Genomic DNA, 23365 nt, shown 5'->3' with positions numbered 1-23365 from the left:
TTTTAAATATTTTATAATCATTAAGCAAAAAGCAAAGGTTGGTATTATAATTTTATAATACAACCATTGCTTTTTTTAATTCATAGGTTTTATTGATAAATTTAACCAGAATACATATATTTAATTTTCACAAAATAACTCACTTAGCATACACTGTTATATAGACAAAAAGAGCTGTATGGGGTGAGTTGTGTGATTTTGGATACAAGAAAACTATTAGTTGCAAATACAGCAGGGGATTCTATATCTATTATATCCTTTGATGAAGATGGTTATCATGTAAAAACTAAATCAATATTTCAAATGCTTAAAAATAATAAATGTCTGAAAGGGATAGATAGAGTTGAAAAAATAGGCATTCATCAATTATACAATGATGAAGAAGAAACTGATATTATTTATACAGTCAACTCTTATGATAATAGCATATTTAAGATTAATATAAAAAAGTATATCATTGAAGCATACGCATATGTAGGGAAATTTCCAACTCATCTAGCTATTTTTAAAGATAGAATATTTATAGCAAACAGCGATTCAAATTCAGTTTCAGTAGTTGATAAAAAAACCTTTGAATTAATAGAAAATATCTCAGTTGGAGAAAAACCACATGGCTTAATTTTAGATAATAATAATCTTTATGTAGCAAATAGTAATGGATATAGTATGGATATAATCAACTTAGATGATTATACAATAAAGAGAAAATCACTACCATATAATCCGCTACATTTCTATATGTATAAAGACAAATTGTATATTATAGCTGCTATGTCAAATGGTATGTTAAACAGTTATATGATTATATACAGTACAGTTGAAAATAGAATATTAAAAAAATTATCAATAAACAATATGATATATAATATTATTTACAAAGCGGATATTAATTGCATATATACTCCTAATGTTAGTGATGGTTATTTATATAAAATTGAATTTGGAGAAGTAGATTATATAAAAAAATATTATATAGGTGGGATGCCATGTAATTTAGTTGATATGGGAGAATGTATCTATATAAGTGATGTACTTAATAATCAAATTATTGTATTTAATTATAAGAATGAGACAATGGAGACTAAACTTAGTGTTGATAAGGAACCAAATGGATTATTAATAATATAAGCACTAAAATCTATGATATTAAACAGAGAACTAAAATCATAGATTTTATGTAGATTGCTTACTCCGAGTACACCTTTGAATAATTAAATGGTAATATCTTTATCATTATTTTTATAATCCGAAATCAATAGATTAATAATATTTTTATAAATAAAATCAGGATTCTTCTTCCAATTTTTACAAATGTGTTTAGCCTGCTTACTTGAAACTACGTTTAAAGATATGTTAAAAATTATAATATCATTTTCTTTGACTTTTAAATTTACAATATATTCAGAATCATTTTTTTTGAAATAATCACTTGTAATTTGTTTTTCTTTTATTTTTTGCAAATTGTTCTTTTCTATTTTTATTTTTATATCATCTTTAATAGTTTGCGGGATATTGTTTTTAAAATATTGTAAAGTTTTATCTCCTAATTCAGTTAATTTATAATATTGAATTTTGTTTTCTTCAAGTAAAGTAATAAATTTTGAAGAAATAAGTTCGCTCAAGTATTGCTGTACAAGAAAATAGTTCATATAGTTGGATTCAAGTACAAATTGTGTGATTTCAGTATTTGTTATATTGAAATCTGATGAATATATAATATATAACAGTACTAATTTGTGTTGAGCTAATTCTTTTGAATTTTTAGCAAACACTTTACCACCTACTCACTTTTTGTAATATGTAAATTATAACACACAAAACTATTATATGCATATGACTTTTTGTAATTAAAGTGGTTCATAATAAAAAAGATAACGATTTTTATGGGAAAAAGGAAAAGCTATAAAAACAGCTTTTCCTTTTTTGATTATATATTAATTATATAAAATTTATTACTTGTTTGATAAATTATTTTCAGCAGTTTCTATTAAATTTTTAACCATATAGCCACCTACATAGCCATTTTGTCTAGATGTTAAAGTACCTTTGTCAATTTGATCATAATTAGACAAACCTAATTCATTAGCAATTTCAAGTTTTAATTGATTTAAAGCTTGACGTGCTTCTGGAACTACAGTTTTATTTCTAGACATTTTTTAGAATCCTCCTGACTTTATATTTTATCTAAAATAGATAATTTATAGAAAATATAATTATCATTTAACTTAAAATTTAGTTTATATGAATAATATGTTTCATTATTATTTTAACCATAAAATATTTAATTATATATAGTAATAATCTTAAATTCAGAACAAATATTCTTTATTAAGAAATGATTAAATCTGTTTACAAATATTCAAATGAATTATAAAATTATATAGTAAATAAAAATCAATCAAATTTCAAAAATTTTTTTGAATTTAGAAAGATGTATATAAGGGTGGTTTTGTGAATAATAAAATGAAAGAAAAATTATATGAAAAAGCTTATGATATGGGTGTTGCAAAGATTGGAGTAGCAAATTTAGAAGGTTTCTTATTTGATGATTTAAAGCAATTTTCTACTGGCATTTCTATAGCAGTAAGATTATCAGATGCAATAATAAATCAAATAAATGATATACCTACTAAAACATATTTTCATCATTACAGAGCTATTAATTTTTTAATTGATCAAATTACATTAGCTTTAAGTAATATGATACAAAATGAAGGTTATTATGCTTTAGCTATACCAGCTTCACAAACAATAAAAACAGACAAGGATGCATATAGAGGTCTTTTTCAACATAGAACAGCAGCAGTTAGAGCTGGTTTAGGTTGGATAGGTAAAAATGCATGTCTTATAACAGATGAATACGGTCCTCGTGTTAGATTAGGAACAATTTTAACAAATATGACATTAGAATATGATAAACCTATAGTAAACTCCAAATGTGGTGATTGTAATATATGTGTTTCAAAATGTCCAGCACTGGCTTTAAAAGGTAATCTGTGGAAACCAGGCATAGAAAGAGAAAAGCTTGTGGATGTTGTTGCATGTAGTAATCATATGAGTGTACATTACAAGGACATTGGAAGAGGGTCTGTTTGCGGTGTTTGTGTATCTAACTGTCCAAAAGGTAATAGAGTTTTGAGATGAGTTTTGTGAGTATGCGTAATTCGCCAATAAGCCATAATTTGAAGATTGAAAGATGTAAATAATATTTTTACTAGTATTGATATCTAAATGAAAATTGACAAAACAAAGCTATCTTTTTATATAAATAATTAAGATTCATTTAAAGTAGAAGGGAGTCATATCATGACAGCAAGAAAAATAACAGCATATATACTACTATTTATACTTATATTTTCAATAACAGCTTGTACAAATACAAATGAAGTACCTAATAATGATCAAAACAATAATCAAACAAATGAGCAGCTGAGTAATGAGGTCAATAATAATGAACAAGCTAGTGGAGAACAACAAGAACCAAAGCAACAAGTGAAGGAACCTGACAAAAAAAATGATATAGAGGATATAGATTTAAGTCTCAAACCAAATGAGACTGGTCAAATTATGGTATTGATGTACCACGGAATTACTGAAAAAGAATCTGAATGGGCTAGATCAGTTGAAAATTTCAAGAAAGATTTAAATATATTATATGATAAGGGATATAGACCAATTTCACTAGTCGATTTTGTGGAAAATAATATAACAACAGAGGCGGGTTATACTCCTGTAGTTATTACATTTGATGATGGACTTCAAAATAATTTCAATATCATTGAAAAAGATGGTGAAAAAATAGTTGATCCTAATAGTGCTGTTGGGATATTAGAAGCATTTAATAAAGAGCATCCAGATTTTCCTTTAGAAGCAACGTTTTTTGTTTATGGGACTAATCCATTTAGACAGAAGGACTTAGTGAAATACAAATTGAATTATATTATAGACAAAGGGATGGACATAGGTAATCATACAATTTCACATAATGATATGTCAAAGAAATCAAATCAAAACAGTGAAAGTATTCAAAAATACATTGGTAGAGAGGCTAAGTTTTTAGAGGAAATGATTGATAGTGACTATAAAATAAATACTTATGCTCTTTGCAATGGTGCTAGACCAAATAAAGAATTTATATCATTACTAGAAAAGGGTAATTATGAAGGATTTGAATATAACAATGTGGCAATATTGAATGTAGGTGCAAGTCCTTCTGTTTCGCCAATTGACAAGAAATTCAATCCTATGTCTATAAGAAGAGTTAGAGCTAGTGAAACAAATGTAGGTAAATTTGGTATGTATGCGTATCTTGAAATGTTTGACAAGCATACTGACAGGAGATTTATAAGTGATGGGATTTCAGATATAATAACTGTTCCAAAAAAATATGAAGATAAAATTGATAAAGAAAAATTAAGAGATAAAAAATTAAATTTATACGAATAAAAGTAGTTATTGGGGGAGATGAAATGAAAAAGATAAGAATATTGCTTATATGCTTGGTTTTAGTAATGTCAATTGTATCTATAGGATATGCAACTGATGAATATGGGGAATTTCCAAGCCAAGAAGTAATTAAGGGGAAAGTATTAAAGATAATATCTGAAGAGAGAAGGGAAATTGAAGGTTATACAGAGGGGCAAGGTATGACTTTTCAAACAGTAAGAGTTTTAATAAAAAATGGAGCGCACAAAGGTGAAGAGGTAATTGTCGAAAATGTATTGGATGACAGATTTGCTTATAATATTAATATTGAAGAAGGAATTGATGTATTGTTAGCATTAGATGAAGATGAAAATGGTTTAATAGATATGGCTTACATAACGGATATAGCTAGAGATAAATATTTGTATTGGGTTATAGGCTTGTTTATTGTGTTGCTTGTTCTTATTGGTGGATTTAAAGGCTTAAAGTCTGTAATTACATTAAGCATAACAGTATTAGCAATATTCAAGTTATTTTTACCTCTTATATTAAAAGGATATAACCCTGTTACATTATCAGTTGCTATATGTATTGGAGTTATAGCAATAACATTGGTTATTATATCAGGTATAAATGTAAAGAGTATATCTGCTATTATTGGAACATCATTAGGGGTTTTAGTAGCTGGAATTTTGACATTAATAATAAGCCATTATGCACATCTAACTGGTTTAGGAAGTGAAGAGGCACAGATGTTGACAATGATCCCTCAGGGAATTGAATTTAATTTTAGAGGAATATTATTTTCAGCAATAATACTTGGTGCATTAGGAGCTGTAATGGATGTAAGTATGTCTATTGCATCCTCTATGCATGAGATAAGAGATAAAAAACCTGATATAACAATTAAAGAATTATTTAAATCTGGAATGAATGTAGGTAGAGATATAATGGGTACTATGTCTAATACACTTATATTAGCTTATACAGGCGGTTCTATACATCTTATGCTTTTATTTAAAGCTTATAATTTTCCAATATTAGAGATAATAAATAGAGACATAATAGCATCAGAAATAGTTAGAGCTCTTGCGGGAAGTATAGGTTTAATATTTACAATACCAATAACAGCTTTAGTCTTTACATTGTTAGTTAATAAAAAGAAAACACGACAAGTTGTAAAATAGGAGAATGTTAGTATATAAAAAGCTGGAAACAACAGTTTGTGTTTTTTGAGGTGATACAGTGAAGTCTATAGCAAATTATATCTCAATTTCGAGAATATTTCTGTCTTTTGCGTTATTTTTGGTAAAGCCACTAAGTACCGTGTTTTATATAATTTATCTCCTTTGTGGGATTAGTGATGGTTTGGATGGATATATAGCAAGGAAAACTAACACCTTAAGTAAATTGGGAGAAAAACTTGACTCTTTTGCAGATTTGATAATGGATTTGGTATTGATTATTGTACTATATCAAATTATTAACCCAACAGTTCAAATCATTGTTTGGATAGCTATCATATTAATAATCAGAATATTATCGATGGTAGTGGTATTTGTAAAATATAAAACCTTTGGAATGCTTCATACTTATGGGAATAAAATTACGGGGCTTATGCTGTTTGTATTCCCATTATCACTTGGTTTTGTGCAATCAGATGTGCTGATGTATATAATTTGTGTGGTTGCAAGTATTTCAGCTATTGAAGAATTATTTATTAATTTATCAGCAAAAAAATTGCAAGCAAATAGGAAAACCATATTCTCAAAATGAGCATAATCCATAGAAATTAAAGTTAAGATAAATCATTTTTTTATTTTAACATAATGATAAAAAGTGCGAAAAATTATTGTTCGCACTTTTTTAAGTAGAAAACCCAAATATATGATTTGGCGTGAATTGCTTATTCCTAGGAATGAAGTGAGGAGGAGTTTCATTGATTAAGATTTTATATTTTTAGAATAAAGACATGAATTCTTCTAAAGTTATATTTGAAAAATAATCATTTATATTATAGCTTGACAAAGCTTCTATTATAGCTTCTCTTGAATGTTTTATGCCTGTTAATGCTTTTGTGATATCTGTTATGTCTTTTGCACTAAAGAAATCGCCATATAAGTCAATAGATTCTATAATTCCTTTGTTTACATATAAATATGCTTCAATAATTCCGCCTTTAAATTTCTTTTCATTTTTAAAAGTATATTTCGGTGATTTACCAAAATTCCATTCCCATTTAGAATATCTATCTTCAACTAATTTATTTATGTTTTTAATATCTTCATTAGTAAAAATATATTCTTTGACATTAGGATTTTTTGATATATGCTCCATTATCAAATTCATAAATTCGTTTATAGTTAATGGAGATTTCAGATGTTTACTTATATTGGTAACACGACTTTTAACTGATTTCACAGCTTTATCTTTAAATTTATCTTTTTTTACTTTTAAAGCACCAGATAAGTCTTTGATATTTGAAGTGAATAATAAAGTACCATGATGAAATATTCTATTTTTATATTTGTATTGTGCATTACCTGAAAACTTTTTGCCATCTATAGTTAAATCATTACGACCTGTAAACTCAGCATTGATGTCTATAGTTTTGAGAACATCAATGATAGGTTGAGTGAATTTTTTAAAATCGCTAAAGCTTTTTGAGTCATCATTAGCAACAAAAGTAAAATTTAAGTTTCCAAGATCGTGAAAAACAGCTCCACCACCTGATAATCTTCTTACAACTATTATGTTATTTTCCTTAACATAATCTTCATTGATCTCTGATAGCGTATTTTGATTTTTACCAACAACAATGCATGGTTCATTACGCCAAAGCATAAAACATTCTTCATCAAATTTTTTTAAAACGTATTCTTCAGCAGCTAAATTAAAATAAGGGTTTGTAGAATTATTAACAATTTTGAGCATAATCAGCACCTCTCATGTAGTTTGTATAGTGTATACATAACATAAAATATGAATACAACTAGGTTATATTAAATTGTACAATAAAATCTCTATAAATTCAATGCAAAATAAATAACAAAGTATATTCAATTTTTCACAATAAATAATACAATAGACAACTATTAAAAATTCATTTTTTATGCAATAATTGTAAGATGAAGTTTAAATTTTATGATATAATGATTTATAAATAATAGAGTTTTTTTAGGAGGTAATCATGAAAAGAAAAATAAAAATTTGTACAATCATAGGTGCTATATTTTTTCTATTTTTGATTGTTTATAAGTATATAATGAAAGCAGATAAAAAAGAAAATAATACTCAAATAATTACAGGTACAGATGATCATAAGACTATTATATTAGGAAGGAAATATACAAAACTTAGTTAAAAGCAGTTATAAAGGAATTGTATTTAATATTACTTATTTTATGAATAAAAATAATAAATTAACTTTACAATTAAATATATTGTTAAAATGGCTATATATAACAAATAGTCGTTTTTTTTATGTGATAACATAAGAAAAATACTATTAAGTCCAATATTTGTTTGATGCAGCTTTGGAAGATGTAATTTATGGACTCTGTATAGAGAGCTAGAAGAAATGAAGATTGCATTAGGTGCTAAATTTTCACGGTATGGTTAATTAATTTAGTATTACCTAAAAATTAAGATAAGAATAATACCATGGAAAACAAGTTTCAAATTATTATATTAATTGGAACAAGGATAAGCAATTATATATTGCAGATGCTACAGATGTTGCCAACTGTACGACTGAGCACTTAAAATCTTGCCAGTTTTAAAAAACCTTTTTGTGATGAATAGCTTTTTCACGAAAGCCTTTTGGTTTACAATTATATTTAGCAAGGAACTTTCTATAGAAAAAGCTTAGATTTGAAAAACCACATAACTCTGCCACTTTATAAATAGGAAGATTGGAATTGATTAGAAAATCTTCTGCTAATAATAATTGTTGCATAAGTTTCAATTCACTAAATGTAGCACCAGTTTTATTTTTAATTAAATTACTAATATAATTAGGCGAATAACCAAAAAACTTTGACATATTATCTAATGTACAATTTGTGCAATTGGATTCTATATGTTTAAGTATTTTAATAATAGTAGTATTTTCAATATTTTCATAATCAGAAAGAGATTTATCATATTGAATTTGTAATAAGTATAAAAACATCATTTTAACATAGAGATCACTAAGCTCTTTATAAAGATTATTTTTATCAAAATAAATACAAATAAGACTATTTATTGCAGATTGAAAGTGTTCATTTTCAAGTGTATGAAATATTAAATACTTATCGCGAGTTCTACTTTTATTAAGATTTCCTAGTAAAAAATTTGATACTATACTTTCTTCATATATTTGACTCAAAAATCTGTCATCAAAAAATTCTTGAGTAAAGATTAAATTTATTACAATATCATTTTTATTTTTATATTTTGAGCTATGTGCAACATCTGGTCCTAGGATACATACATCACCTTTGCTTAGCATCACCTTTTTATTATTTATAACAAATTCACAAGATCCATCGTAAATATAATTTAATTCCATATCTTTATGAAAATGTGGAGGTATATTGGTATATCGTGTTTCTTTAATTAATTTAATACTGTTATTACACAAATCATAGGTGAAATCAAAAAAGAAAATATCTTTATTATTATGTTTAACAATAGGAATATTATCGTATCGAGGACTTAATTTATTTGGATTATTTTTATGCCATATTTCGCTAGGAGTTGCTTTTCTGAGAAAAACATCTAATTCACTATAGTTCATACTATTACTCTCCTTATTATAATTTTATCAAATATATTAAATATAAATAATAACATAGTTAAAAAATACAATTTATAATTCATCAAAACAATTAAATGCTCTATCATAAGCAAAGTCAATGATGTTTATTTGATATGTTATTTTAACAGTATTATCATAAGAGCATCCTTTTTGGTCAAGAATTTTTGATATTATAGGTTTGAAAAATATCATCAATATTATTGTTTTTCGATTCACTATCTTTATTCAGATTAGATCCATTTATTTCGGATAAACTCTATTTAAAGGCATTTTTTGGGTTTTCATCTATCTATACGTATTAATTAAGTACTAAATTATACGTGTTTTATACATTATAATTTAGCATACATTTACTCTAGAGTAAAGCTTAAAAATATCTCGGTTGTCTTGTATCCAAGGCTAGAACGAAATTAAAGTGTATTATGGGTTACCATTATTTCATTTACAATAATAAAAGATAAATATATTTATCTTTTTATAATTACTAAATCTTATTTGAAGAAATTACTTTTCTATTTATTGCAATGTTTTTTTAGTTTTTAAAGTCGTAAAATTCCATACTGTATATCTCTTCTATAATCAATTCTTTTATTGACTTGCAACAAACTTTCTTGAAGGTTTCTCTTTTATACTACCTCTATTAGCAATTTAATAGGAATAAGTTGATTTGTTTATATTAAAATATGATAGTAATTTGCTTTAAATATGTCATTTTATAATATGAAATATGATGTTATTATTAAGTTAATCTATTAAGTTTTGCCGCAATAAATTAAAGATAATTTTCATACTAGGAGGAATTAATATGGTTAAAAACGAGTTTCCAAAAGATTTTTTATGGGGAGGAGCTATTGCATGCAGTCAAGCAGATGGTGGTTATAGAGAGGGAGGAAAAGGAATTAGCACACAAGACTGTAGATTTTTCGATCCTAATTGGGATGAAAAAACTATTTATGAAAGAGCTTACTTTTCAGAAATGAGTACAGCAGGATTGAAAAAAGCTATAGAAGATGAAGGAAACATAAATTATCCTCTTCGTAGAGGGATTGATTTTTATCATAAATATCCACAAGATATTTCATTATTAAAAGAATTAGGATTAAAAGTATTTCGAACTTCTATTTCGTGGTCAAGAATTTTTCCTAATGGAGATGATATATTACCAAATGATGAAGGAATTAAATATTATAGAGACTTATTTGGAAAATTAAAAGAAAATGATATTAAAATATTTGCTACTATAGTACACTATGATATTCCAGTAAACTTGGTTTTAAAATATGGTGGTTGGAAAAATAGAAAAACTATTGATTTTTATTTAAAATATGTAAAGGTATTATTTGAAAATTTTGGAGACATAGTAGACTATTGGTTACCATTTAATGAAATAAATGCAGCTAGATTTGGTACTTGGGATGGAGCATGTTTAATAAAGGGTGAAGAAGAGAATTATGATCAATCAATTTACCAATGTGTACATCATCAATTTATCGCGAGTGCTAAGGTTATAGAACTTTCGAAGAAAATGTTAAAAAAACCTATGATTGGAGCAATGATAGCGAGATTTTGTTCATACCCAGCTACATGCAAACCAGAAGATGTTCTTCAATCTATTCATGATGAGCAATACTCAAATTATTTTTATTTAGATGTTATGGCAAGAGGTGAATATCCAAAATATATGGATAGGTTCTTCGAAAAGATGGGAGTTAACATACAATTTGCTGAAGGAGATAAAGAATTGTTGAAAAACAACACAGCAGATTTTGTTTCATTTTCATATTATTCATCACAAGTTTCGACAATAGATCAGAGTTGGAGTAAAACTTGCGGTAACTTAGTTGCTGAGGCAAATCTGAATCCATATTTAAAAACTAATGAAATTGGCTGGACTATAGATGGTATAGGGTTAAGGATCGTTTTAAATCAACTATATGATAGATATCAATTACCTCTATTTATTGCAGAGAATGGATTGGGAACATTTGAAAAATTAGAAGAAGGTAACACTATTCATGATGATTATAGAATCAGTTATTTTGAAGAACACTTTAAAGCTATGAAGGAAGCTATTACTGATGGTATAGATTTAATTGGATATACAGCATGGGGAATTATAGATATTGTATCATGCGGACCTTTAACAATGGATAAGAGATATGGTGTAATTTATGTTGATTATGATAATTGTGGAAATGGTACTGGAAATAGATATAAAAAAGACTCCTTTTATTGGTATAAAAAGGTTATTGAAACGAATGGAGAAAATTTATAATTAAATTCTTAACATGTAGTACTAGTTATCAATGTTGTTCATATGCGATTATAATTTATAGATACATTGATTTAGGATATTAATATTTTATCTAACATAGGAAAACTTTTTCAGATCCTTGCTAAAGTAATAATGTGTTTAGATAGGCTTGATGATAGGATGACAATTTATTAAACTGCTCACTTTATTTATTAACATGTACATAGTTAATAAATAAAGTAATTATGGGAGGAAGGAAAATGAAAAATAAAGAGCTTGCAAAAAAAATTATATCTCTACTCGGTGGGAGAGATAATATTAAATACGCAACACACTGTGTTACAAGATTACGTTTTAATTTACATGATGAAAAGAAAGCAAATTTAAAAGAAATCGGCAAATTAGACGGTGTCATTAGCTTAGTTGAACAAAGCGGTCAAATTCAAATAATTATTGGGAGCCATGTTGAAGATGTATTTGTTGAAATTGAACCAATGTTAAAAGATAATGTAGAAAAAACAACAAATAAAAAAGAAAAATTCTCTTTTGGATGGATTTTGAGTTTTTTAACGAGTATTTTTGCACCTATTATCCCAGCATTTGCAGGGGCTGGTATGATGAAAGCAATACTAGCTTTAGTAACTGTTTTAGGTTTAAGTGATGGAACTGGGGGAACATTTCAAGTTTTTAACATTGTCTCTGATACAGCATTTTATTTCTTACCATTTTTAGTTGCACTTTCTGCTGCAAAGCGACTTAAAACTGACCAATTTTTAGCATTAAGTGTTGCTGGAGCATTGATGTATCCAACAATTATTAATGCTGTTGGAGTAAAGGGAGTAGCGCCAATAGTATTCTTAGGAATTAAAGTACCTATTTTTTCATATGCATCTACTATATTTCCAATACTATTTGGAATAATTTTATTAGCTTATGTATATAAACTTTGTAATAAGATTTTTAAAATTAACATTTTAAAAGTTGTTTTTGTACCATTAGTAGCTCTAGCGATTACAATTCCTATCACTTTATTGTTTTTAGCACCTATTGGAAATTATATAGCTATTTATTTAACAGATATTATTACTTGGTTGTTTTCAACAATGGGACCATTTGCAGGAGCAATTGTAGGATTTTTTATGCCACTAATGGTGCTAGGAGGGTTACATCAATCATTAACACCAATGGAAATATTAAACATGTCAACTTTGGGCTATGATATAGTATTGCCTATAGAATTTGCACATAATATGGCAGAAGCAGGAGCAGCTATAGGTGTTGCAGTAAAATCTAAAAACAAAAAAGTAAAGTCATTAGGAATATCAACAGGTATTTCAGCATTAATAGGAATTTCTGAACCAGCACTATATGGAATTAATGTTCCCAAGAAAAAGCCGTTGTATTGTGCAATGGTTGCTAATGCAATTGGAGGCTTCTTATCAGTTTTCTTTATGGTAAAATGTTTCGTGTTTATGATGCCAGGTATTTTTAGTATAACAGGATATATTGATAGTACTAACTTTGTCAAAAACTTATTATTTGCAGTAATTAGTATGGCTGCAACATTTATTATTGCTTTTATACTTGTTCTTATTGTAGGATTTGAAGATGATCCTCAAGAAGATGAAGAAGAGCAGGTTTTAATTAATAAAGAACCTTTTCAATTAGTTTCTCCAATGAGTGGCACATTAATTGCTTTAGAAGATGTTAACGATGAAGTGTTTTCGAAAAAGCAATGTGGAGATGGGATAGCAATTAATCCTAGCGGTAATAAAATTGTAGCCCCTTGTGATGGAGTTGTTAAGGTGGTAATGGGACACGCTATAGGTATTGAAACGAATAATGGAAAAGAAATACTAATTCATTTAGGAGTAAATACAGTTGAATTAAATGGTAAATATTCAAAGGTTTTAGTAAAGAAAGGTGATCAAATAGTTACAGGTCAAGAATTATTGCAATTTGATAAAAATGCAATAATAAAGGAAGGTTATGATATTACAACTATGGTAGTGTGTACCAATGGAGAAGTTGAATATAAAAAAGAAAATACAAAAATTAAAGAACTCGAACAACTATTTATAGTTAAATAAATAGCATTACTAGGAAATGAATTCCTTCTTAGTATATAGAGCTATACGCTTGTGTTTAGATCAAGTAGATATATTTAAGATTCAGTTAAGAGCAAGTACGTATGGAAAAGTGGGAGTGATGATGGAAACACCTGCAGCTTTATTAGGTATGGGATTAGATGAATTAAGTATGAGTCTTCCCGTGCATATTAAATTCTAGATATATCATTCGAAATACTTCTAAAAAGGTTATGGAAGTTATTATAGATAAAATTATTATGCTATCAACAGCTGAAGAAATTTTAAATTACATTATTTAGTTACTGATTAACTTTTGAGTTAGATTTACTTTACATCTCCATACGAAAGCGGAGATAGAAAATATCTACTTTTTATTAGTAAACTAATATTTATATTCTATTAGAGCAGACGAATAAAGTGTCTGTTCTATTTTTTTATTAATTATTTACCGATGTAACGTATAGAATTATAATAAAGATTTATAGAAAAATGGAGGATTATATTTATTGATATTGCATGGGTGGATTCAATTTATGGACTCTGTACCGAGAGTTAGAAGAAATGAAGAGTTTTTTAGGGGATAGGTAAAACAGTAAACAGACGTTTTAATTCTTTCCCAAGTATATCATATAGCCCTAATGACTATATTATAGTTTGTGAAAATGAGGATGAAAACATATTAAACTATTATTTGTACAGTTTAAAAAAGAAGTAATAATAAATGATATATCTAAATAAATTATAATAGATGACTATTTTTTGACTCAAGGGGGTTATGATATGAAAATAGTTTTATTGAATAAAAAGAATATTATAAAATATATAATGCTATTTCTATTTGTATTTTCAGCTATTAGATGGTCAAATATTATAGATGATGGTATAGATTATGTATTTGCTCCAAAAAAAGAATTACCAATATATTGTGTTGACAAAAAGGAGAAAAAAATTGCTATTAGTTTTGATGCAGCATGGGGAGCTGAACATACTTTAGATATATTAGATACACTCGATAAGTATAATGTTAAGACTACTTTTTTCTTAGTTAAGTTTTGGGCAGAAAAGTATCCTGAGATGGTTAAAGAAATTCATAAAAGAGGTCATGAAATAGGGAATCATTCTTCTACACACCCTCACATGTCAAAGCTTAGTAAAGAGCAGATTATAAAAGAATTAAAAGGGACTGAAAATGTAGTAAAAAAATTAACTGGACAAAAAACAGTGGTATTCAGGCCTCCTTTTGGAGATTATAATGATAGGTTAATTAAAACATGTAGAGAGTTAGGATATTATGTTATACAATGGGATGTTGACAGCCTTGATTGGAAGTCTTATGGAGTACAGCCTGTAGTTGACAAAGTAACGAGAAATGTAAAAAATGGATCTATAGTTTTATTTCACAACAATTCAAAATATGTGTCTGAATTTTTACCATTGGTTATACAGAAGCTCCAAGAACAGGGGTATGAAATAGTTCCAGTGTCAGAATTGATACATAAAGGAGATTTTCGTATAGATAGTACTGGTAAACAGATTAAAATTAAAACAAAATAGAAAGTAGAGCGTAAGAAACCATGATGTGGTGCTTACGCTTATTACTATTTTGAGCTGTAATTTTATATTTATAATGATTGAATTAATATAAATAGTTGATTTAAATAGTATTTAATAGTAGATATAAAGTAATACAATAGGCATCAGCTTTAAGATAAACTAATGCGACTATTGGAAGAGTAAAGCTAATAGCTCTTTTATAAAGAATGATATTGAGTTGTGGATACTATCATAGTCTTGTATTCTGAAATCAATTGTGTTAATTGTAGTTAGTTCTTTAACCTTTATCCTATCAGCAAAGAATTAAGGAACATTTGAAAACATTAATAAAAAATTATGAGAACGGTGACATATAGATGTCACTGTTTTTATGCTAAAATGTTTTTAAATAAATTTGTAGTCCTTGCGAAGAATTACAATTAGGAGATAAGTAATAATTTTTTCCTTGAAAGCTGATATAGATTAGTTTAATTATAGTGTTCAAATTTTGCTTCCTTTCATTTAGAAATTATGATTGTGGGTTCAACAAAATCATACCTCTTTTTGGAGGGACAAAGTTTTGATATAAATTCAAAGTAAGATCAATAGGTTGAGTCAAAGATTATGCTTAAATCTTTAACAACACCAATAAAGATTAGGGGGTTATTAATTGAATATTAATGAAAAAAAATATTTAAGTATAGAAGAGATTATTTCATTACCAACCTTAACAGATACAAACATAAGTGATGATGGTAAAAACGTAGCATTTGTCAAGAAGACAGCTAACTGGAAAGACAATAAATATATGAATCAAATATGGATATATGAAAAAGATAAGGGGCAATCTTACCAATTATCAAATAGGGATATAGATTGTACATATCCATTATGGTCTCCAGATTCTAAACATATTGCATACCTTAGTACAGTTTGTGATGGGGATAAGAAGAAAAATCAGATTTTTGTTAAGTCAAAAGATGGTTATAGTGAGGTTCAAATTACTGATGAGAAAGAAGGGATCAGTAAATTCAAATGGGAGCCTACTGGCAAGGGTTTTTATTATGTTGCACAATCAAAAGAATCTGAGGAGATAAAGAAACGCAGGGAGATATATGGAGAATTCCATCATATAGGCAAGGAATACCAGAATAATTGTTTATATTACATTGAAATAGAAAAATGCATAAAAAAATCTAATGATAAATATGAATGTCCAGAATATTATGGAATAGCTGAGAATGAAAATGAAAAGGAAAATAGTGTTGCATATAAACTAACTGATGGTAAGAATTTTCATATCCATGAATTTGATATTTCAAATGATGGGAAAAAGGTTGTATTTATAGCTACACCAAGCCCAGAAAGGGGAAATTATCAGAATGGAGACCTATACATACTAGATATTAAAGTTGGAAAGTTACAAAAGATAAATAGCAATAAATTATTAGGGGGTAGCGTTTGCTTTTCTCCTCATGGCACCAAAATATGTTATACAACAAGTATAAGAGAGAAGGAATACTATAAGAAACATATAAAAGATAGTACACTTGAGATATATGATATTAATAGTGGAGAGCTAATTCAACCATTAACAGATTTTGATAGTACGGTTATTCCAATACGATGGACATCTAAAGGAATTTTAATTAGATGGCAGAATAAAACTAATTACATTATTGGATTACTATCGGATGATGGTAATGTGGACATGTTAAGTGAAAAAATAGATTGCTGTATAATAGATGTTTCTATAACAAAGGATGGAAATCATATATCATATAATAAGGCTATATCAAATGAAACTTTTGAAGTCTATTTAGATGATAAAAAAATAACCAACGAGAATAGTATTTTAAAGGGGAAACTTAAAAGTAACAGGGAAATAATCTCATGGAAAAATAGTGATGGTCTAGAAATAGAAGGGGTTTTATCAATCCCAATAGAGTTCGATTCTAATAAAAAATATCCTTTATTGGTAGTAATCCATGGTGGACCAAAGAGTGCATCTTTTCCAATATCTTCAGGCTGTTTTAATGAAAAATATCCTATTGAGCAGTTTATTGAAAAGGGCTTTATAGTATTAGAACCAAACTACAGAGGAAGTTCAGGATATGGTAATGAATTCTTAAAAGCAAACTATAGAAAACTGGGAATTGGTGACTACGAAGATGTTATATCTGGCGTGGATACACTAGTTGACAAGGGGATTGTAAATAAGGATAGAGTAGGAGTTATGGGATGGAGTCAAGGAGGATATATATCAGCCTTCTGTTCTACATATAGTGATAGATTTAAAGCTATTTCAGTAGGAGGTGGAATTAGTGATTGGATAACCTATTATGTGAATACAAATATACATCAATTTATTAGGATGTATTTAGGAGATAATCCATGGAATGATTCAGAGATATATGCTAAAACTTCACCAATAACATATATTAAATCAGCCTGTACACCCACCTTGATCCAACATGGTGAAAAGGATGCAGGAGTTCCAATTATAAATGCATATGAGCTATATCAAGGGCTAAAGGATATGGAAGTTGATACAGAATTAGTTATATTTAAAGGAATGGGGTATAGCTCTAACAAACCAGGAATTAATAGGGCTATAATGAAGCAGAATTTGATGTGGTTTTCACACTATATTCTTGGAGAAAGTATGAAAGATTTTAGGGTTTTATGATTAATAAATGGATATCCGCACAGGATACATAAAGATGAAACAGTTTTCAGAAGGTGACACAAGTGCCTACAAAGGTAATGATGGATTTTATTTATGAATATGAATCAGGAGAGATTCAAAGCTCAGAGGAAACAAGTGAAGTAATCTGGGTTCATAGAGATAAAGTTATGGATTACATAACTTCGCCAACACAAAGATACAGATTTAAAAAAATATAGATTTTGATAATAGAGTTACATATGCTTCATACATAACACGACCAAAATTTAAATTGCTGTATGAACGAGATGTCTGATGTGTGAGAGAGGTTATGAGTTTCCCTGTGCAACTTCATCTAAATAGAGTGTTGATAACATTCACTTTCTTAGAAGAAGGGTGTTACTAGAAAAAGGTAGAAGAAAATTCTAATTTAGGCTAATAATGTGCCGTTGTATAAAATATCTACAATCATTATCATTATTAGGTATAAATATTTAATGTCTAAAATGAGAAACTTGGAATGTAGGTAATAAGTATGTAATTTTTAAAATAGGTATATGATAATCATTCTGAAGGTAAAATTATCTGTTTTGATATTAAGTGAATTATTGAACGAAAATATAGGCTTTTTTATTGATAAAGAAGTATTTTACAAATAGCTTCAAGAACATAACTATAGTATTTTTGGACTGTTTTAACAGAGAAGAGGATTATTAACGAAAGATATTAGTAAAGGGAAATACAAATAAACGAATATTATTGGAGCACAATATTGGATAAAAATTGAAAAAATTATGCTGAATAAAGTTTTCGTGTAGGTACAATTGTTTGAAGGTTTTATTGCGCGTACGATTAAACACTACTAATGCAAAAGTTAAGACTAGTTTACTTTTATAACTAATGGTGACAGCCTTGATTGGAAATCATATGGAGTACAGCCTGTAGTTGACAAGGTAACGAGAAATGTAAAAAATGGATCCATAGTGTTATTTCAAAATATGTATCTGAGTTTTTACCATTAGTTATACAGAAGCTTCAAGCACAGGGGTATGAAATAGTTCCAGTGTCAGAATTGATACATAAAGGAGATTTTCGTATAGATAGTACTGGTAAACAGATTTTGAGCCAAAGGAAAATTAAATAGTCATACAAAACCATAGTGTATAAGTCTCCAATATTAGTCCTGGAGGTTTATACACTTGCTTTGTTTAGCCAATAATAGAGGAAAATAATTTCTAATCTATAGGAATATTAAAGAATAGTATTTTTTCTATATTACATAAATTATGCTTAAAGTTGTTATGAAAACAGTAAGAACATTGGCTAGTTCAAATATATTCATGTTAAATCTGTATCACTTTGTTTCATTATCTTTAAAAAGGTTGCTGTCTTTAATAAATGTAATATAGTTCATTATATGCTTTATTTCATCGGCAGTGCTATCTTCTAACATATTTACTAATTGTTCTTGTAGTGCTTTAGTACTAATTTTTGAAGATGAAATAAACAGATGATTAGGTGTTATATCTAAGGCATAACATATTTTCAAGATGGTTTCCATTGAAGAAGTTGTAACACCACGTTCAATATTACCAATATATTGTTGTGAAAGTTCAGTTTTATATGCTAGTTGCTCCTGTGTTAAGTTTTTTTTCAGTCGATATTTCTTTATGTTACTACCTACTTTTTTGATGTCTATAATTTTTGTTTTCAAATTAAATACCTCCTTCTTACTTATAGGATAGGTTAATATCTAGTTATATATAAGCAACAATTAAGAGTAATCACTATTTATTGTTGCTATTTTATATGATATAATTGTATGAAAATAATAATACGACAAAAAAAGTCGCTATTCTAATATTATTCGACAATATACGTATCGAAATAGTATTAAGGTATTAAAAAATCATGTATGTAGGAGGAGAATTAATGAAACTTAAGACAAGATTAATAGCTGTAAATCTAGGAATTATTATAATAATTTTTGGAGCAATCATAAGTATTTTGATGTATAACATGTATATGGATATCAAAGAGAAAACCATAGATTTAGTTGCACAGACTACTAATGAAGCTGCAACTGAAATGCAAGATATATTTAATGAAGCTGTAAATGATGTAGAAGCTATGGCTTATACTATAAAGACTCTAAAAATGAATAATGTTACAGATAGAGATTCTGTAAATAATATACTTAAAGAAGAACTTGAAATAAATGAAAATTACATATGTTATTGGGCAGTATTTGAACCAAATGCTTTTGATGGTAAAGATGCTGAGTTTGCTAATACAAAAGGTAGTGATAAAAATGGCAGATACCTTCCATGCTGGTCTAAAAACGGTAATAATCTAGTGTTAGATTTATGTAAAGAATTTAATACAAGTGATTATTATACTATGCCTAAAAAAACTAAAAAAAGATTTATAGCTGAACCAGAAACATATGAGAGAGGTGGGAAAAACGTTACTACTGTAACTTTTTCAGAACCAATAATAATAAATAATCAATTTATAGGTGTTGTAGGGATAGATATATCTCTTGAAAAACTTACTGAAATTAATTCACATGTTAAGTTATATGATAGTGGTTTTGGCAGGCTTTTAAATGATAAAGGAATTGTATTAGTGCATAAGGAAGCAGATAAAGAAAATAAAATTGGTGTTGAATTTACACAAGAAGGTGCAGATGAATATTTAGAAAAACTTCAAAATGGTGAAAGTTTCATGGTTGATAAATATTCAGATACTTTAAAACAAGATGTACAAGCTTTTTATATACCAATCAGATTTGAAGGAGTTGATAAATATTGGTCTTATACGACGACAGTTCCTTCTAATGAATACATGAAAAATACATACAATAATGTAAAGAAGTTAGTAATAGCAGCTATAATTGGTGTTATATTGATGGGTACTATCATGTATTATAATAGTAATAAAGTTATTAAGCCAATAAAGGGATTAGAGGGTATTATTAAGCGATTAGCTACATTTAATTTAACTTTTGATGAAAACAGCGATGCCGTAGAATATTTAAAGCGAAAAGACGAAATAGGAGATATGACAAATGCCTTAGCAAAGATGCAAATGAATTTGATAGCTTTAGTTAAAAAGTCACTAGATATATCAAATCAAGTTGCAGCTTCATCTGAAGAATTAACTGCTACAGCTTTGCAATCGGCAACAAGTTCAGAAGAAATTGCTAGAACTATTGAAGATCTAGCTAGTGGAGCGAGTGACCAAGCTAAAAGTACTGAAATAGGTTTTGAAAAAGTAACTAAATTAGGAAATATTATAACTCAAAATCGTGAGATGATGATGGATATAGACAATAAGTCAAATGAAGTTATAAAACTTACCGATGAAGGTTTAGTTATTTTAAAAGATTTAATAGTTAAAACAAAAGAAAGTAAAGCTGCTAATAAGGAAATATTTGATGTAATAGTAAAAACTAAAGAAAGCTCAAATAAAATAGGCGAAGCTAGTAATATGATAAATTCAATAGCTGAACAAACTAATTTATTAGCTTTAAATGCTGCTATAGAGGCTGCTAGAGCTGGTGAAGCAGGACGAGGCTTTGCTGTAGTAGCTGAAGAAATTAGAAAACTAGCAGAACAAGCGACCGCTTCTACTAAAGAAATAGATAATATTGTAAATGAGTTAGATGAAAACGCAAGCCATGCAGTCGATACAGTAAAAAAAGTTGAAGTTATTGTAGGAAAACAGACTGAAAGTGTTGATATAACAGAAAGTAAACTTAAAGAGGTTACATCAGCTATTAGAATTGCAGAAGATTCTATTGAAAAAATGGATGTATTAGTTAAAGAAATGAACGAAAAAAGAGTTGATATTTCGGATATAATTGAGAATCTATCAGCTATAGCTGAGGAAAACGCAGCTGCAACCCAGGAAGCATCTGCATCTACAGAAGAACAAACAGCATCAGTTCAACAAGTATCTGGTGCAAGTGAAAATCTATCCCAATTAGCAATAGAACTCCAAGAAGAACTTGCTAAATTTAAGATATAAAAAATTATAGATAATAAAACACCTCTTCAATATTTATTTGAGAGGTGTTTTGTTTAGTTAGGATTCTATTTGTTCCAAGCCAGAATTAAAAAATATAGAAACTAACTTTCCAATTTTTTGATGAAATTATTTACTATATCATTTTTTGTTAACTCTAACAATTTATTAAGAAACATATCTGTGTTAGCTACTTTACTAGTATGAATACAGTTTAGAAGCTTTTTAAAGGTATCTCTACCGATTTCTTGTTCCAATTCATATAGTAAAACAGGTCCCTTGGTATAAAGTACATCAAAAGCTTTTTCGTTATTTCTGTCCAAGCCTTTTATTGGTGGTAAATCCTTGATATTATCCTTGTATTTATTTATAGTTTTGATAAATTCCTCTTCGCCATAATAGTTTCTTGTAGCTGACAAACATGAAAACTCTGCAAATGATTCATTTAGCCAATCTTCCCAAGTAGATACGCTGGCTTTTGACCACCATAAATGAGCCAGTTCATGTGCAAGATATTTAAAATAGTATTTTTCTTCATTTTCACTTTGATATTTGTAGTGACTATTTGCTGTATTACGATCAGGTAGTATAATTAATCCTGGCCTGCAATAACCGCCTCCTTGGATTCTAGGCACTATGACTATTGAAATATACTGACTATCAATATGACCAAATGTAGTAGTATAGTTTTTTAGTATTACTGATATTCTTTCTTGTAGAAATTTTGATATAGGCTTGTGCTTATTTTCGATATAATAAATCGATATACATACATTACCAAAGTTGGCTTCGTATTTGTTATCTTTAAAGTATTTAGATATTAAAAATGTACAATCGCTAGTTGGTATTTTTTGATTTATAATCCAGTGATTCTTTTCTTGTTTAGAATTATTTCCTACTACTATATTTTCATTATCAGTTGTTATTTTTACGTTGAAATAAGCTTTATCCAGTGATTCTGATAATGGAAACCAAGGAGAATAAATGCCTAATTCAGTATAGTAATCTGATATTCTATTAATTTCAGAATCCTTAATTATAGTAATATGACCGCTATATTCAAAGTATATATTAACTGTTTCACCTTTTTGAATTGATTTTTTTAAGTTTATTGTTATTTTTTTTGATTCTGATATAAAAGGTGACCATTCTTCTACATCATTTCCGACTTCGTATGTATCTAAATTTTCACTAGATATATTATGTATTTTTAGATCTTTGTGTATGTAAAATACTAATTTAGTAGTGTTTTCTTTTTTTATTAAATAATCTAATGTTACTTTTGCTGTTAAAAAATGCTTAAAGTTATCAATATCTAATATAGCATAGTAATTAGAAAAGCTTTGTGTCATACATATCGCTCCTTTGCATTTTATTTTAAATAGTGACTTAATTATAATGCACCTATGAAAAAAATGTCAATTGATTTACTTAATTTTAATAACTAAAGTCAATAATATTAGTCAACCAAGGATTAAATAAATATATAATTAAAAAAATAAAAAAGGTAAAAATACTGCATTTAATTCAAAATTATAATATAAATAAAATAAAAAAGTATA

At 27.6% G+C, this 23365-nt stretch carries 19 protein-coding genes and 1 pseudogene; 13 read left to right on the top strand and 7 right to left on the bottom strand.

Annotated features, from left to right (window positions below; translation table 11 throughout):
- Nucleotides 1-192 precede the first annotated feature (192 nt).
- Entirely contained in the window at nucleotides 193-1128 is a 936-nt protein-coding gene (locus AYC61_RS15535) for a YncE family protein (RefSeq protein ID WP_066504465.1), read from the top strand.
- A gap of 83 nt (nucleotides 1129-1211) precedes the next feature.
- Here AYC61_RS15535 and AYC61_RS15530 read toward each other — a convergent pair whose 3' ends face one another.
- Entirely contained in the window at nucleotides 1212-1772 is a 561-nt protein-coding gene (locus AYC61_RS15530) for a DUF4364 family protein (RefSeq protein ID WP_066504462.1), read from the bottom strand.
- A 180-nt stretch (nucleotides 1773-1952) separates the two neighbouring features.
- On the bottom strand, nucleotides 1953-2153 hold the full coding sequence (locus AYC61_RS15525; protein WP_066504461.1) for an alpha/beta-type small acid-soluble spore protein: 201 nt from the start codon (nucleotides 2151-2153) through the stop codon (nucleotides 1953-1955).
- A 298-nt stretch (nucleotides 2154-2451) separates the two neighbouring features.
- Here AYC61_RS15525 and AYC61_RS15520 point away from each other — a divergent pair, with 298 nt between their 5' ends.
- The 4 genes from AYC61_RS15520 (at nucleotide 2452) to AYC61_RS15505 (ending at nucleotide 6201) form a co-directional block, all read left to right on the top strand.
- Nucleotides 2452-3144: an epoxyqueuosine reductase gene (locus AYC61_RS15520; protein ID WP_242866815.1), complete on the top strand. Its 693-nt coding sequence runs from the start codon at nucleotides 2452-2454 to the stop codon at nucleotides 3142-3144.
- Between the two features lie 162 nt (nucleotides 3145-3306).
- Nucleotides 3307-4446, top strand: coding sequence for a polysaccharide deacetylase family protein (locus AYC61_RS15515; RefSeq protein ID WP_066504451.1), 1140 nt, complete (start codon nucleotides 3307-3309; stop codon nucleotides 4444-4446).
- Nucleotides 4447-4469: 23 nt separating this feature from the next.
- Nucleotides 4470-5612 carry a YibE/F family protein gene (locus AYC61_RS15510; RefSeq protein ID WP_066504449.1) on the top strand — a complete coding sequence of 381 codons (1143 nt, stop codon included), beginning with the start codon at nucleotides 4470-4472 and terminating at the stop codon, nucleotides 5610-5612.
- A gap of 58 nt (nucleotides 5613-5670) precedes the next feature.
- Nucleotides 5671-6201, top strand: a complete 531-nt coding sequence (locus AYC61_RS15505) for a CDP-alcohol phosphatidyltransferase family protein (protein ID WP_066504447.1) — start codon at nucleotides 5671-5673, stop codon at nucleotides 6199-6201.
- A 183-nt stretch (nucleotides 6202-6384) separates the two neighbouring features.
- On the opposite strand, the gene AYC61_RS15500 is transcribed toward AYC61_RS15505, so the two are convergent.
- Nucleotides 6385-7359 carry a lipoate--protein ligase gene (locus AYC61_RS15500; protein WP_066504445.1) on the bottom strand — a complete coding sequence of 325 codons (975 nt, stop codon included), beginning with the start codon at nucleotides 7357-7359 and terminating at the stop codon, nucleotides 6385-6387.
- A 256-nt stretch (nucleotides 7360-7615) separates the two neighbouring features.
- On the opposite strand from AYC61_RS15500, the gene AYC61_RS21390 reads away from it, so the two are divergent.
- A complete protein-coding gene (locus AYC61_RS21390) occupies nucleotides 7616-7789 on the top strand; it encodes a hypothetical protein (protein WP_156456488.1) in 174 nt (57 codons plus the stop codon).
- A gap of 414 nt (nucleotides 7790-8203) precedes the next feature.
- Here the strand turns inward: AYC61_RS21390 and AYC61_RS15495 are convergent, their stop codons facing one another.
- Nucleotides 8204-9208, bottom strand: coding sequence for an AraC family transcriptional regulator (locus tag AYC61_RS15495; protein WP_066504441.1), 1005 nt, complete (start codon nucleotides 9206-9208; stop codon nucleotides 8204-8206).
- 72 nt (nucleotides 9209-9280) lie between these two features.
- On the bottom strand, nucleotides 9281-9445 hold the full coding sequence (locus tag AYC61_RS21385) for a hypothetical protein (RefSeq protein WP_162265478.1): 165 nt from the start codon (nucleotides 9443-9445) through the stop codon (nucleotides 9281-9283).
- A gap of 589 nt (nucleotides 9446-10034) precedes the next feature.
- Between AYC61_RS21385 and AYC61_RS15490 the strand changes: the two genes are divergently transcribed.
- The 6 genes and pseudogenes from AYC61_RS15490 to AYC61_RS21380 all read left to right on the top strand — a co-directional run bounded on the left by AYC61_RS15490 (nucleotide 10035) and on the right by AYC61_RS21380 (nucleotide 18013).
- Nucleotides 10035-11504, top strand: a complete 1470-nt coding sequence (locus AYC61_RS15490) for a glycoside hydrolase family 1 protein (RefSeq protein WP_066504438.1) — start codon at nucleotides 10035-10037, stop codon at nucleotides 11502-11504.
- Between the two features lie 239 nt (nucleotides 11505-11743).
- Complete coding sequence (locus tag AYC61_RS15485; RefSeq protein ID WP_066504435.1) at nucleotides 11744-13573, top strand: glucose PTS transporter subunit IIA; 1830 nt, start codon at nucleotides 11744-11746, stop codon at nucleotides 13571-13573.
- Nucleotides 13574-13586: 13 nt separating this feature from the next.
- A pseudogene (locus AYC61_RS22200) lies at nucleotides 13587-13694 on the top strand (putative PEP-binding protein); the annotation flags it as partial.
- 659 nt (nucleotides 13695-14353) lie between these two features.
- The gene (gene pdaB, locus AYC61_RS15480) at nucleotides 14354-15127 is read left to right on the top strand and encodes a polysaccharide deacetylase family sporulation protein PdaB (protein ID WP_066504433.1); all 774 of its coding nucleotides are present in this window, start codon (nucleotides 14354-14356) and stop codon (nucleotides 15125-15127) included.
- Between the two features lie 649 nt (nucleotides 15128-15776).
- The gene (locus tag AYC61_RS15475) at nucleotides 15777-17795 is read left to right on the top strand and encodes a S9 family peptidase (protein ID WP_066504431.1); all 2019 of its coding nucleotides are present in this window, start codon (nucleotides 15777-15779) and stop codon (nucleotides 17793-17795) included.
- 62 nt (nucleotides 17796-17857) lie between these two features.
- Nucleotides 17858-18013, top strand: coding sequence for a hypothetical protein (locus AYC61_RS21380; protein ID WP_156456485.1), 156 nt, complete (start codon nucleotides 17858-17860; stop codon nucleotides 18011-18013).
- 1115 nt (nucleotides 18014-19128) lie between these two features.
- Here the strand turns inward: AYC61_RS21380 and AYC61_RS15470 are convergent.
- Nucleotides 19129-19488 carry a helix-turn-helix domain-containing protein gene (locus AYC61_RS15470; RefSeq protein WP_066504428.1) on the bottom strand — a complete coding sequence of 120 codons (360 nt, stop codon included), beginning with the start codon at nucleotides 19486-19488 and terminating at the stop codon, nucleotides 19129-19131.
- A 218-nt stretch (nucleotides 19489-19706) separates the two neighbouring features.
- Here AYC61_RS15470 and AYC61_RS15465 point away from each other — a divergent pair, with 218 nt between their 5' ends.
- Nucleotides 19707-21806 carry a methyl-accepting chemotaxis protein gene (locus AYC61_RS15465; protein WP_066504420.1) on the top strand — a complete coding sequence of 700 codons (2100 nt, stop codon included), beginning with the start codon at nucleotides 19707-19709 and terminating at the stop codon, nucleotides 21804-21806.
- Between the two features lie 101 nt (nucleotides 21807-21907).
- Here AYC61_RS15465 and AYC61_RS15460 read toward each other — a convergent pair whose 3' ends face one another.
- Nucleotides 21908-23155 carry a M1 family aminopeptidase gene (locus AYC61_RS15460; protein ID WP_066504419.1) on the bottom strand — a complete coding sequence of 416 codons (1248 nt, stop codon included), beginning with the start codon at nucleotides 23153-23155 and terminating at the stop codon, nucleotides 21908-21910.
- Nucleotides 23156-23365 lie beyond the last annotated feature (210 nt).

Origin of the sequence: Abyssisolibacter fermentans, from assembly GCF_001559865.1 — a bacterium.
Lineage (GTDB): Bacteria > Bacillota > Clostridia > Tissierellales > MCWD3 > Abyssisolibacter > Abyssisolibacter fermentans.
This window is presented reverse-complemented; position numbering and strand designations above follow the sequence as displayed.